The 11,363-nt window shown below is 70.0% G+C and carries 13 protein-coding genes; 6 read left to right on the top strand and 7 right to left on the bottom strand.

The window, feature by feature from the left end; all coding sequences use genetic code 11:
- Window positions 1–28: 28 nt before the first annotated feature.
- On the bottom strand, window positions 29–307 hold the full coding sequence (locus HWX31_RS12140; RefSeq protein WP_174964156.1) for a hypothetical protein: 279 nt from the start codon (window positions 305–307) through the stop codon (window positions 29–31).
- 136 nt (window positions 308–443) lie between these two features.
- Window positions 444–1,364, bottom strand: coding sequence for a LysR substrate-binding domain-containing protein (locus HWX31_RS12145; protein WP_174964155.1), 921 nt, complete (start codon window positions 1,362–1,364; stop codon window positions 444–446).
- Between the two features lie 114 nt (window positions 1,365–1,478).
- Between HWX31_RS12145 and HWX31_RS12150 the strand changes: the two genes are divergently transcribed.
- Window positions 1,479–2,126, top strand: a complete 648-nt coding sequence (locus tag HWX31_RS12150) for a glutathione S-transferase family protein (protein WP_174964154.1) — start codon at window positions 1,479–1,481, stop codon at window positions 2,124–2,126.
- On the opposite strand, the gene HWX31_RS12155 is transcribed toward HWX31_RS12150, so the two are convergent.
- A complete protein-coding gene (locus HWX31_RS12155; protein WP_174964153.1) occupies window positions 2,118–3,395 on the bottom strand; it encodes an MFS transporter in 1,278 nt (425 codons plus the stop codon). The genes HWX31_RS12150 and HWX31_RS12155 overlap by 9 nt on opposite strands.
- 99 nt (window positions 3,396–3,494) lie before the next feature.
- On the opposite strand from HWX31_RS12155, the gene HWX31_RS12160 reads away from it, so the two are divergent.
- The 3 genes from HWX31_RS12160 to HWX31_RS12170 all read left to right on the top strand — a co-directional run bounded on the left by HWX31_RS12160 (window position 3,495) and on the right by HWX31_RS12170 (window position 5,220).
- Window positions 3,495–4,517 carry a LysR substrate-binding domain-containing protein gene (locus tag HWX31_RS12160; RefSeq protein WP_415493100.1) on the top strand — a complete coding sequence of 341 codons (1,023 nt, stop codon included), beginning with the start codon at window positions 3,495–3,497 and terminating at the stop codon, window positions 4,515–4,517.
- A gap of 95 nt (window positions 4,518–4,612) precedes the next feature.
- Entirely contained in the window at window positions 4,613–4,840 is a 228-nt protein-coding gene (locus HWX31_RS12165; RefSeq protein ID WP_060302729.1) for a type II toxin-antitoxin system Phd/YefM family antitoxin, read from the top strand.
- Entirely contained in the window at window positions 4,840–5,220 is a 381-nt protein-coding gene (locus HWX31_RS12170; protein ID WP_174964151.1) for a type II toxin-antitoxin system VapC family toxin, read from the top strand. Before HWX31_RS12165 ends, HWX31_RS12170 begins: the two co-directional genes overlap by 1 nt.
- Window positions 5,221–5,241: 21 nt before the next feature.
- On the opposite strand, the gene dapA is transcribed toward HWX31_RS12170, so the two are convergent.
- Window positions 5,242–6,135, bottom strand: coding sequence for a 4-hydroxy-tetrahydrodipicolinate synthase (dapA, locus tag HWX31_RS12175; RefSeq protein WP_174964150.1), 894 nt, complete (start codon window positions 6,133–6,135; stop codon window positions 5,242–5,244).
- 448 nt (window positions 6,136–6,583) lie between these two features.
- Here dapA and HWX31_RS12185 point away from each other — a divergent pair, with 448 nt between their 5' ends.
- On the top strand, window positions 6,584–7,606 hold the full coding sequence (locus HWX31_RS12185; protein WP_059760037.1) for a sulfate ABC transporter substrate-binding protein: 1,023 nt from the start codon (window positions 6,584–6,586) through the stop codon (window positions 7,604–7,606).
- Window positions 7,607–7,651: 45 nt separating this feature from the next.
- On the opposite strand, the gene HWX31_RS12190 is transcribed toward HWX31_RS12185, so the two are convergent.
- Both HWX31_RS12190 and HWX31_RS12195 read right to left on the bottom strand, forming a co-directional pair.
- The gene (locus HWX31_RS12190) at window positions 7,652–8,011 is read right to left on the bottom strand and encodes a c-type cytochrome (protein WP_174964149.1); all 360 of its coding nucleotides are present in this window, start codon (window positions 8,009–8,011) and stop codon (window positions 7,652–7,654) included.
- A 10-nt stretch (window positions 8,012–8,021) separates the two neighbouring features.
- Complete coding sequence (locus tag HWX31_RS12195) at window positions 8,022–9,254, bottom strand: molybdopterin-dependent oxidoreductase (RefSeq protein ID WP_174964148.1); 1,233 nt, start codon at window positions 9,252–9,254, stop codon at window positions 8,022–8,024.
- Window positions 9,255–9,446: 192 nt separating this feature from the next.
- Here HWX31_RS12195 and HWX31_RS12200 point away from each other — a divergent pair, with 192 nt between their 5' ends.
- A complete protein-coding gene (locus HWX31_RS12200) occupies window positions 9,447–10,424 on the top strand; it encodes an ion channel (RefSeq protein WP_174964147.1) in 978 nt (325 codons plus the stop codon).
- Window positions 10,425–10,436: 12 nt separating this feature from the next.
- Here HWX31_RS12200 and HWX31_RS12205 read toward each other — a convergent pair whose 3' ends face one another.
- The gene (locus tag HWX31_RS12205; RefSeq protein ID WP_174964146.1) at window positions 10,437–11,054 is read right to left on the bottom strand and encodes a glutathione S-transferase family protein; all 618 of its coding nucleotides are present in this window, start codon (window positions 11,052–11,054) and stop codon (window positions 10,437–10,439) included.
- Between the last annotated feature and the right edge of the window lie 309 nt (window positions 11,055–11,363).

An 11,363-nucleotide genomic window follows, 5' to 3' on the forward strand; every position in this document is an offset into this window, starting at 1 on the left:
CTCTGCGAACGGGGACGGAAACGGCGGATCAGCCTGGTGTCGATGCGGGGGCGGCCGATGCCGGGGCGGCCGGCTTCGCGCCGTCGTCGTCGTCCGGCGGATAGTGGACGACGGGCGGCGCGAGCGGCGCGGCACCCGATGCGGCGCTGCCGGCGGGCGTGGCGCTGTTGAATGCGCTGGCCGTGCCGGCGGACCCGCCGGCCTGCTGCGTGCCGTCGGCCGGGTGTGCGCCGTGCGATGCGTCGTCGCTGCATGCGGCGGCGGACAGTGCGGCACAAAGGGCGAGGACGGTGGCAAAGCGGCGCATCACATGGCTCCTGCGGGGCTGATCTCGAACGTCGGCGAGTATGACGAATCGATGAGGCGTTTCGATGAATCGTTTGCGACCGGCGCGTTATTTCGGAACGCTTTCGATGTTGAAACGAAATGCTTTCGGTCGTGTGTCAGTGGCGCGGCGTGCGGCGGCGCACTTCGCTGCGCAGCCAGTCGAGCCAGGTGCGGATCGCCGCCTCCTTCGGATGGTCGGGACGCCACACGACATAGTGCGCGTAGACGTCGGTGATGCGCACCGCCGACACGCGCACGAGCGTACCCGCCGCCAGCTCGGGCTCGATCAGCGAACGGCGCGCGAGCGCGACGCCGCGCCCCTTCAGCACCGCGTCGATCAGCGCGTTCGCGTCGGTGAAGCGGGGTGCGCGCGCGGATTCGGTGAGGTCGAGCCGCGCGGCCTGGAACCACGGCTCCCACGGCTGCGCGGGATGCCGCAGCAGCGTCGCGCGCACGAGGTCGGCCGGCGCGCGCGGCGCGATGCCGTCGCGGTTGCGGTACGCGGGGCTCGCGACCGGAAACACGGTCTCGTTCATCAGCTTCTCTGCGACGACGCCCGGCCACGTGCCGGGCCCGTAGCGTAGCGCGACGTCGATGCGGTCGCGCTTGCGCAGCGGCGCGAGCGCGGCGTCCGGATGCAGTGCGATGCCGATGTGCGGGTGCGCGGCCGCGAAGCGCGGCAGGCGCGGCGCGAGCCAGCGTTCCGCGACGCTCGGCAGCACGCTGACCTCGAGCGTGACGGCGCGCGTGCGCGGCCGGCTGCGCGTCGCGAGCGCCGGCTCGAACGCGCGCTCGAGCACGCTCAGGCCCTGGCGCACCTGCAGCGCGAGCGCATGCGCGGCCTGCGTCGGCGTCGCGCCGTTGCGTTCGCGCGTGAAGAGCGGATAGCCGAGCTGCGCCTCGAGCGCGCGAATGTGCTGGCTCACGGCGCCCTGCGTGAGCGCGAGCGCGTCGGCGGCGCGCGTGAAGCTCTGCAGCCGCACGGCGGCCTCGAACGCGCGCAGCGTCTGCAGCGGTGGAAGATGGATCGGTCGCATGGCGGGTATTAGTAGCACTAATGCCCGAGCACGACAATTCATCGTTTGCGGGTGCCGCCGCCGCGTTCCTACACTCGGCGCCATCTTCCACACGGCCTGCATGGCACCGTCAACATGAATGCATATCGTCTCTACTATTCGCCGGGCGCCTGTTCGCTCGCCTCGCACATCGCGCTCGCGGAAACCGGCGCGCCGTTCGACACGGAAGTCATCTCCGTGCGCGAGCGCGACAACTACAGCGACCGCTATCTCGCGATCAATCCGAAGGCGCGCGTGCCCGCGCTCGCGATTCCGGGCGAGCCGCGCGTGCTCACCGAAACGCCCGCGATCCTCGCGTATCTCGCGCGCCGTCATCCCGACGCGCACCTGTTGCCGCTCGACGATCCGCTGCGTGAGGCGCGCTGCCACGAATGGCTCGCGTGGCTCGTCGGCTGGGTGCATGGCGTCGGCTACGGCGCGCTGTGGCGGCCGGGCCGCTTCGTCGACGACCCTGCGGTGCACGGCGCGATCAGCGCGCATGGGCGCGGCGTGATCGACGCGGCGAACGCGACGATCGAGGCGAGCCTGGCCGACGGGCGCGAGTGGGCGGAGCCGGGCGGCCATTCGATCGTCGATCCGTTCCTGCTCGTGCTGTATCACTGGGGTGCGGCGATCGGGCTCGACATGACCCGGCACGCGGCGTGGAGCGCCCATGCGCAGCGTGTCGCCGCGCGGCCCGCGGCGCAGCGCGCGCTGTCGGCCGAGGGGCTCCGGTCAGCGTGAGCGGACCCGGGCGGCGGGCCGCGGAAACAGCGGCCAAGTCGCCAACGCGCACGCGGCCGTCGCGAGCCAGACGACGCTCCACGACGCGTGCGCGAGCAGCGGCGGGATCGCGAGCGGCGTCGCGAACAGGCCCAGGTACACGCAGGTGTTCGCCATCCCGAGCGCGGTGCCGGCCTGATTCGCGCCGGCGAGCGTCGCGAGCTCGGTATACGCGACGCCGTGCCACGCGGACACGCAGACGCCCGCGAACACCAGCAGCGCGACGATCGCGGCGGGCGGCAGGTGTGCGGATGCGGCGGTCGCGGCCGCGAGCAGCGCGAACGACGCCACCGCGACGAGCACCGAACCGCGCAGATACGCGCGCCGGTTGCCGTGCCGGTCCGTATGGCGTCCGCTCCACACGCGCATCGCCATCGCGCCGGCCTGCAGCGTGACCATCGCCGTGCTGATGCCGGCGAGCCCGAGCCGGATGACATCGTGCAGGAACACGGTCGCGAACGTGAGCACCGCGAACTGCGGCGCGCACAGCAGGCCGATGCCGAGCACGATCCGCCACACCGGGCCGCTCGCGAGCGGGCTGCGTGCGTGCGGCGCGGGCTGCGCGCCGGCGTGTGCAGCGCCGGTCGTGATGCGCTCCGGCGGTTCGTGCAGCCAGCGCCACGTGAGCACGGCCGACACCGCGCACAGCAGCGCGAGCGCACCGTACACGGCGGCGAAGCCGACGTGCGACGCGAGCGACGGCAGCAGCGCCGCGCCGACGCCGCCGCCGAGCGGCACCGCGGTCTGGCGGATGCTCATCGCGAGCCCGCGCTCGCGTTCGCCGAACCAGCGCATCACCGCGCGGCCGCTCGAGCCGTTGACGCTGCCGCCGAGCAGCCCGACGGCGAACATCGCGGCGGCGACGCGCATCAGCGGCGGCACCGCCTGCGCGGACGGCGCGATCGCGAACGCCATCAGCGCGAGCATCGCGGCGGTCGCGACCAGCCCGGACAGCAGCATGCGCCGGTCGCCGAAGCGGTCGGCGGCGATGCCCCACGGCAGCTCGGACAGCGCGACGCCGAGGCCGAGCGCGCCGAGCACGACGCCGAGCGCGCCGTTGTCGAGCCGGTAGTCGGCGCGCATCCAGACGGCGGTGGTCGGGATGCCGGCCGCGGCGGCGGAAAAGCTCATGTTGGCGGCGACGCCGGCCGCGAGCACGCGCCAGCGATGGGCCGGGCCGTGCGCGTGGCGTGCCGGCGACGAGGAGGCGAGGGTGGCGCAAGTATCCATGACGGAGAACGGGGAAGTGGCTGTTGACGCACACAGTCTCGCGCCGTACATTCATCCTGAAAATCGGAAAGTTTTTGATGAATCGTTCGATAAAACGGGATGATTGGCATGTCTGAAAGCGATGCGTCGCGATCCGCCGCGACCCAACCCAACTTCGACATCGCGGCGCTGCGCAGTCTCGTCGCCGGGATGGATCTCGGCAGCTTCGCGAAGGCGGCCGACCGGGTCGCGCGCTCGTCGTCGGCGGTGAGCGCGCAGATCCGCAAGCTCGAGGAGCAGGCGGGCACGCCGCTGTTCGTCAAATCGGGGCGCGGGCTTGCGCTGACCGATGCCGGCGACGCGATGCTGCGCTACGCGCGGCGCATGATCGAGCTGAACGACGAGGCTGCCGCCGCGGTGCGCGGCGTGAGTCTCGACGGCTGGGTGCGGATCGGCCTGCAGGAGGATTTCGGCGAAGCGATCCTGCCCGGCGTGCTGGGCCGTTTCGCGCGCGCGCATCCGAAGGTGCGGATCGAGGCGCGCGTCGCGCATAACGCGGAGTTGCTCGAACGGCTCGACGCGAACCAGCTCGATCTCGCGCTGGTGTGGGGCGATCCTGCGTCGGCGGCGTTCGTCGCGCGCACGGGCATCGACAGCGAGGAGATCGCGCGCGTGCCGATGCGGTGGATCGGCGCGGCCGGCTCAGGCGCGGCCGGCTCAGGTGCGGCCGGCTCAGGCGCGGCGGGAGACGGTGACGCGGGCGAGCCGTCCGTTCGCGTGGTGGACGAACCGCTGCCGCTCGTCGTGTTCGACCGGCCATGCCGATTCTTCGGCGCGGCGACGGCCGCGCTCGATCGTGCGGGCGTGCCGTGGCGCGTCGCGTTCACGACGCCGAGTCTCGCGGGCCTGTGGGCCGCCGCTTCGGCGGGCCTCGGGCTGACGGTGCGCTCGCATTACGGGCTGCCGGCGTCGGTGCGGCTGATCGACGCCGCGCCGCTCGGCCTGCCCGAATTGCCGAGCGTGCCGCTGATGTTGCTGCGGCGCGCGTCGTCAGCGACGCCGACCGTCGATCGGCTCGCGCGGATCATGACGCAGGCGGTGAGCGGGGCGACGGAAACGCCGGTTGCGGGGTTCGCGGTCTGATCCTGGTCAGCAAGCATGCCTTCGGTTGCCCGTTCGGCCGACTGGAGCGACTTGTCGAATCCCGCGACAATGGTGGTCACTCAATGGAGCCCATCATGCAGAACGCAAACCTCCACGACGCCGCGCTCGATCTGTCGCGGCTCGTCGATGCCGCGATCGCCGGCGAGGACGTCGTGATCTCGCAGGACGGCAAGCCCTCGGTTCGGCTCGTGCCTCTCAAGCCCATCCACCAGTACGGCCTCCTCAAGGGGCAGATATGGATCGCCGACGACTTTGATGCGCCGCTTCCCGACGACCTGCTTGATGCGTTCGAAGGGAAGTAATGCGATTGCTGTTCGATACGCACATCTTTCTCTGGATGTTGGCCGATGATCCGAAACTGAGCATTCGCGCGCGCAGGCTGATCTCCGTCGCCGATGAAGTGTTCATCAGCAGCGCGAGCATCTGGGAAGTGGCGATCAAGGCTGGAAAGGGAAAGCTGGACGTCGACGTGGAAGGGCTGGTCGATGCGATCAAGACGAGCAAGTACCAAGAACTACCGGTTCGGGCCGCGCACGGCGCGGCCGTGCGCAACCTGCCCCATTATCATCGCGACCCGTTCGACCGGCTGCTCGTCGCGCAGGCGTGGTGCGAACCGCTGCTGCTCGTCACCGCCGACGGCGACCTCGCGCAGTACGGCTCGCCCCCAATCCTGACGGTTTGAAACAATTTCGGGAGCGAAATCCTACGCTGCCGCAACAGCCGGCGTGGAGGCTTCCAGCGCCGCATGCAGTTCGACCAGCCGCGCCCGCAGCGCGTCGCTCGCCGGCACGAACGGCAGCCTCAACCCATCCTCGCACCAGCCCTGCGCGGCCAGCAGCGCCTTCACGGGCGCCGGATTCGGCTCCGCGAACAGCGCCGCGACGAGCGGCTGCAGCGCGACCGCGAGGCGCCGCGCGTCGGCGAGCCGTCCGTCGCGCAGCAGCCCGAAGATGCGCACGTGCCACTCGGTCAGCACGTGCGCGCTGCTCGCGATCGTGCCGTGCGCGCCCGCGCACAGCGCCGCGAAGTTCTGGCTGTCGTCGCCGGACAGGATCGCGAGCGGCGTCTCGTGCACGAGACGCGTCATCCGCTCGATGGTGCCGCCGCACTCCTTGACGCCCGCGACGCGGGTGTCGCGCGCGAGCGCCTGCAGCGTCTCCAGCTCGACGTTCACGCCGGTGCGGTACGGAATGTTGTAGACGAGCACCGGCCGGTCGGCGGCTTCGACGACCGCTTCGAAGTGCCGCCGGATGCCGTCCTGCGTCGGCCGCACGTAGACGGGCGGCGTCACGAGCAGGCCGTCGGGACCCAGCGCCGCAAGCTCGCGCGCGCGGGCCGCGGCGAACTGCGTCGCGCTCGCGGTCAGACCGACGACGATCGGCAGGCCCGGCGCGGCGTCGCGCAGCGTCGCGAACACGGCATCCTGCTCGCGCGCGTCGAGCAGCACGCCTTCGCCCGTCGTCGCGCCCGCGACGAACCCGGCGACGCCGGCGGCCGCGTAGCGGCGCGCGAGCCGCGCGAGCGCCGCATGGTCGACTTCGCCGTGGTGAAACGGCGTGATCAGCGGCAGCCAGATACCTTCGAAACGTGTTTGCATGCAAAGCCTCATGGTGAAAACGGAAGTGGGAGTGAACCGTTCCGCCGACGGGGTGCCGGAGCGAGGCTTGCGAGCGAGGAGAAAGAAACAACCTGCGGGCATCCCGTCCGGCATTCGCCTGACGGGACGCGACGTCCCCGTCAGTCGAGGAGTCGTTTTTTCAGTTTCAGCCCGGCCGCGCGCGCGCCTGCCGCGACGGCGGCAAGGATCGGATGCGGGTGCAGGGCAGCGGACATGGATGGACCGTGAAAAGGGCTGAGCGGCGATCTTAGCATCACATCCGGCGCGTGCGCGAGCGGTCGCGGTCGCTTATCCGGAATTCTGCTTTGCTTTCCACGACTGATTGGAAGGCGCCGCGCGGCCCGCCGCTAGAATGCCCGCTTACGTTTCGATGACGGCGCGTGCGCGCGCCGGCACGCATCAACCACTGGAAGCGGGGCATTCAACGATGGGATACACGAACGGAATCGGCAGCCGGCTGCTGAAGGGTGTCGCCGCAGCGGCGCTCGTCGTCTCGACGGCGGCCGCGCATGCGGACACGTCGCTGCTGAACGTGTCGTACGACGTGACGCGCGAGCTGTACAAGGACATCAACGCGGGCTTTGCCGCCGCCTACAAGCAGAAGACCGGCGAGACGGTTGCGATCAAGCAGTCGCACGGCGCGTCGAGCGCGCAGGCGCTGTCGGTGCTGCAGGGCCTGCAGGCCGACGTCGTGACGATGAACCAGCCGAACGACATCGACCTGCTCGCCGAGCGCGGCCAGCTGCTGCCGAAGGACTGGCGCGCGCGCTTCCCGGACGCCAGCTCGCCGTACTCGACGACGATGGTGTTCCTCGTGCGCAAGGGCAACCCGAAGGGGATCAAGGACTGGAGCGATCTCGCGAAGCCGGGCGTGCAGGTGATCATCGCGAACCCGAAGACGTCCGGCAACGGCCGCTATGCGTATCTCGCCGCATGGGGCTACCAGAAGCAGAAGGGCGCGACCGACCAGCAGGCGCTCGACTTCGAGAAGGCGATCTTCCGCAACGTGCCGGTGCTCGATTCGGGCGGCCGGGGCGCGACGACGACGTTCACGCAGCGCGGCATCGGCGACGTGCTCGTCACGTTCGAGAACGAGGTCGCGCTGATGGACACCGGCGCGTCGGGCGCGCAGTTCGACGCGGTGTATCCGTCGGCCAGCATCCTCGCGGAGCCGCCGGTCGCGCTCGTCGACAAGGTGGTCGACAAGAAGGGCACGCGCAAGGTCGCGCAGGCGTATCTCGACTACCTGTACACGCCGGACGCGCAGGAGATCATCGCGCAGCACCATCTGCGCCCGCGCGATCCGAACGTGCTGAAGAAGCATGCGGCCGAGTTCAAGCCGCTGAAGACGTTCAGCGTCGAGCAGGTCTTCGGCAGCTGGGCGAACGCGCAGAAGACGCATTTCGCCGACGGCGGTACGTTCGACCGGGTGATCGTCGACCGGAAATGACGGCGGCCTGAGGCCTGACGCGGCGCGCCACGCGAGCGCGCCGCATCACGGCTTGCCGTTGATCGCGGTCAGGTAGCGGGCGAGGTCGTCGATCGCCTCGGGCGGCAGCGGCGCGCCATACACCGCGCGCATCTTGACGACTTCCGCCTTCCACTCGTCGAACGACAGCGGCGGCTGGCGCGTCACCATGCCGACCGAATGGCAGGCGAGGCAGTGCAGGTTCGCGAGATCGGCGCCCGGGCCGGGCGGAAACTTCCGCGTATCGCCGGGCATCTGGACCTCGACCGTGCGAGCCTCGATGTTCCGCGCCGCCGCGGCGCGCGCCGGCCCGGTCGCTTCCGCCATCGCGACGCTTGTCGCGCACGTCGCCGCGGCGAGCAGGAGCGCGGCACAAGTCTTCGTCATGATCGGCTCCTCACGCGACGACCACGTTCGTCGTTTCGACCACGTTGCGCATGTAGCCGGCCGGGTTCCAGTTCGGCGCGTCGGGCTGCTCGACGCCGTCGGCGTTGACCGCCTTGACCCGCAGCACCGCTTGTCCGGCGCGCTGCGGCGTGAACTGTGCTTCCCAGCGGCGGAAACTGTATTTGCCGTAGTCCTTCCCGAGCCGCGCCGCCGCCCAGGACGCGCCGCCGTCGGGCGAGAACAGCACCTTGCGCACGCCCGTGTCGCCGCCGAACGCGATGCCCCGGACCGTCTGCACGCGATCCAATGCGATCACGCTGCCGTCGGCGAGGTTGGTGATGAACGAGCGCGGCACCATCCGGCTGATCGGTACGGTCGCAACGCCGGCCTGCCCGGGCTGGATGCTCGCGTGCGGGGTGTCGGGGATCCGGTAGGCCTTCGCCATCCAGAAGTTGTCGTCGCGGTGGTCGATGACCTCGATGTCGTGCAGCATCTTCACCCAGTACGTCGAATACCAGCCGGGCACGACGAGACGCACCGGGAATCCGTTGAGCAGCGGCAGCGGCTGCCCGTTCATCGCGAACGCGACGATCACTTCGCCGTCGCGCGCGCGATCGACGTCGAGCGCCTTCACGTAGGCCGGCGTGGCGGGCAGCACGCCCGTGTCGAGGCCGTTGAAGCGGACCTGGACCGCGCCCGCCTTCACGCCCGCCCGGTCGAGGATGTCCTTCAGCCGCACGCCGCTCCAGCGTGCGTTGCCCATCGCGCCGTTGCCCCATTCGCCGCCGGCCACGCGCGGCTTGAAGAAGCCGCGCGAATTGCCGGCGCACTGATTGACGGCGGCGACCTCGACATGCGGAAAGTCCCGCGCGAGCTCGCGCAGGCTCAGCGCCAGCGGCCGCTCGACGAGCCCGTGCACCGCGAGCCGGAACGCGCCGGCGTCGATCCGCGTCGGGATGCCGGCCAGGTGCCAGCGCACGAAGAAGCGGTCGTTCGGCGTGAACACGCCGTCGTCGAACACGGAGAACGGCGTCTCCAGCAGCGGCGGGCGGGTGCGCACGAGCAGCATCTCGCCCTTTTGCGGAAAGGCGCGCGTCAGCTCGCGCAGCCCGTTCTCGAACGGTAGCGAGACCGCGTCGGCGGCGTGTGCGCGGCGCAGCCAGCTGCTGCCGACGGCCAGCAGGCCGCCCGCGGCGGCGGCCTGGATCAGGTGGCGGCGGTGTGGATCGAGTGGGGCGGCCATGTCGACTCCCGGGTTAGCCGATCTGTCTGTGGATAGCGCAACCGTTCACCCGGCCGGGGGGACGCACGCGCGCCGAGGCTGCATTCATATTAGGCGCTATCCGGCGCCATATCCGGCCCGGCTGCGCCGCGCATTTCCGCTTCCAAGGCCCGCGTGCTACGCTCGTCGCCTCCCCGTCTGCGGCGCCGCGCGATGAACGTCGATCCTTTTGCTTCTCCCCCTCGCGGCCGCGGCCGCAAGATCTGGTCGGGCACCCGCCACGTGATCGCGTACGGGATGCCGCCGCTCGGCTGGCGCGACCTGTACCACCGCGCGCTGACGGTGAGCTGGCCCGTGTTCTTCCTGTCGCTCGCGGTGCTGTTCCTGCTCATCAACAGCGGCTTCGCGACGCTGTACATGCTCGGCAGCACGCCGATCGCGAACCAGTCGCCGGCCGGCTTCGGCGGCGCGTTCTTCTTCAGCGTCGAGACGCTCGCGACCGTCGGCTACGGCGACATGCATCCGCAGACCGTCTACGCGCACGTCGTCGCGACGCTCGAAATTTTCGTCGGGATGTCGGGGATCGCGCTGGCCACCGGGCTCGTGTTCGCCCGTTTCTCGCGGCCGCGCGCGAAGATCCTGTTCGCACGCTACGCGATCGTGCGGCCGCTGAACGGCCGGATGACGGTGATGGTGCGGGTTGCGAACGCACGCCAGAACGTGATCGCCGAGGCGCGCGCGAAGCTGCGGCTGATGCGCGTCGAAGACTCGCACGAGGGCTATACGCTGCGCAAGATCCACGACCTGCCGCTCGTGCGCAGCGAGCACCCGATCTTCCTGCTCGGCTGGAACCTGATGCACGTGATCGACGAGTCGAGCCCGCTGTTCGGCGAGTCGGCCGAGTCGCTCGCGGCCCGCGACGCGTCGCTGCTGATCACGATCGAGGGCTCGGACGAGACGACCTCGCAGGTGATGCAGGCCCGCCACTCATGGGAGCACGACGAGATCCGCTGGTTTCATCGCTACGTCGACCTGATGCATGAGGAAGGCGGCATCACGCACATCGACTACACGCATTTCCACGAAATCGTGCCGATCGACGCGGACACGGACGCGGACGGCGGCACGCCCGGCGCGACCGTCGTGTCCCGCGAAGCACGCGCGCCCGGCCCGGCCGCGTCGTCGACGTAGCGCCCGTTCGCGTCAGGGATGCAGCAGCCGCGCCGCTTCGCGTTGTTCGATCGCGACCGCGCGGCGGAAGCCGTCGCGGTCTTCCGCGCGCGCGACGTAATCGCCGAGCACGCCTTCGTGCGGCAGCAGGTGCGCGTCGAACGCGATCTTCAGCGTGCTCGCGAGCAGCAGGTCGGCCGCGGTGAAGTGCTCACCGACGAGCCATGGGCTTTGCGCCAGCGTCTGCGCGAGCGCGCGCTGCACACGCGCCATGTTGCCCCAGCCGAACGCGACCGGGTTGCCCGACGCGCCGGTGAATTTTTCCGCCATCGCCGGTTCGAGGCAGGTCGGCGTGAAGAACAGCCACTGCAGGAAGCGGCCGCGTAGCGGATCGTCGGGCGCGATGCCGAGCCCGGCGCCCGGGCAGCGGTCGGCGAGATAGAGCAGCACGGCGCCCGATTCGGCGAACGGCGGCGCAGTGCCGTCGTCGAGCGCGGGCAGCTTGGCCATCGGATTGACCTGGATGAACGCGTCGCTGCCCTGCTCGTGCGAGCGCAAGTCGATCGGCACGAGCTCGTAGACGACGCCGATTTCCTCGAGCATCCACAGCGCCCGGAACGCCCGGGTCTTCGGCCAGTAGTAGAGCTTCATCGCGTGCTCCGAATGTCGTTGTCGGTTGACGGTCAAGCGTACCCGAGCAGGGGAAGTTCGGACAGGGGTGGCCGACTAGGGACGCCCGGCTAGGGGGCGGCGGTAGACACGAACATCGAGAGCCGTCGATGGTGCATGGTAGACCAAGGGAAATGTGGATAACTAGTTATTGGATAACTAGTTAATAATTTTGTGTATTCCGGCAGCTTGTCGGGAGGTGGTCGACGACCCGCAAGCGCGAACGACGCGCTGAAACGGAGCGGCGGCACTTGTACTTGTATGAGCGGCGCGCGCTTGATGAGGCCAACG

This window comes from Burkholderia ubonensis (assembly GCF_902833085.1).
In the GTDB taxonomy this organism is placed as follows: domain Bacteria; phylum Pseudomonadota; class Gammaproteobacteria; order Burkholderiales; family Burkholderiaceae; genus Burkholderia; species Burkholderia ubonensis.

Excerpts from the sequence above, each read along its gene's own strand:
- HWX31_RS12155 (WP_174964153.1), bottom strand. The coding sequence starts at position 3,395 with ATGGATACTTGCGCCACCCTCGCCTCCTCGTCGCCGGCACGCCACGCG.
- dapA (WP_174964150.1), bottom strand. The coding sequence starts at position 6,135 with ATGCAAACACGTTTCGAAGGTATCTGGCTGCCGCTGATCACGCCGTTT.
- HWX31_RS12190 (WP_174964149.1), bottom strand. The coding sequence starts at position 8,011 with ATGACGAAGACTTGTGCCGCGCTCCTGCTCGCCGCGGCGACGTGCGCG.
- HWX31_RS12195 (WP_174964148.1), bottom strand. The coding sequence starts at position 9,254 with ATGGCCGCCCCACTCGATCCACACCGCCGCCACCTGATCCAGGCCGCC.
- HWX31_RS12160 (WP_415493100.1), top strand. The coding sequence starts at position 3,495 with ATGATTGGCATGTCTGAAAGCGATGCGTCGCGATCCGCCGCGACCCAA.
- HWX31_RS12150 (WP_174964154.1), top strand. The coding sequence starts at position 1,479 with ATGAATGCATATCGTCTCTACTATTCGCCGGGCGCCTGTTCGCTCGCC.
- HWX31_RS12170 (WP_174964151.1), top strand. The coding sequence starts at position 4,840 with ATGCGATTGCTGTTCGATACGCACATCTTTCTCTGGATGTTGGCCGAT.
- HWX31_RS12200 (WP_174964147.1), top strand. The coding sequence starts at position 9,447 with ATGAACGTCGATCCTTTTGCTTCTCCCCCTCGCGGCCGCGGCCGCAAG.
- HWX31_RS12205 (WP_174964146.1), bottom strand. The coding sequence starts at position 11,054 with ATGAAGCTCTACTACTGGCCGAAGACCCGGGCGTTCCGGGCGCTGTGG.
- HWX31_RS12140 (WP_174964156.1), bottom strand. The coding sequence starts at position 307 with ATGCGCCGCTTTGCCACCGTCCTCGCCCTTTGTGCCGCACTGTCCGCC.
- HWX31_RS12185 (WP_059760037.1), top strand. The coding sequence starts at position 6,584 with ATGGGATACACGAACGGAATCGGCAGCCGGCTGCTGAAGGGTGTCGCC.
- HWX31_RS12145 (WP_174964155.1), bottom strand. The coding sequence starts at position 1,364 with ATGCGACCGATCCATCTTCCACCGCTGCAGACGCTGCGCGCGTTCGAG.
- HWX31_RS12165 (WP_060302729.1), top strand. The coding sequence starts at position 4,613 with ATGCAGAACGCAAACCTCCACGACGCCGCGCTCGATCTGTCGCGGCTC.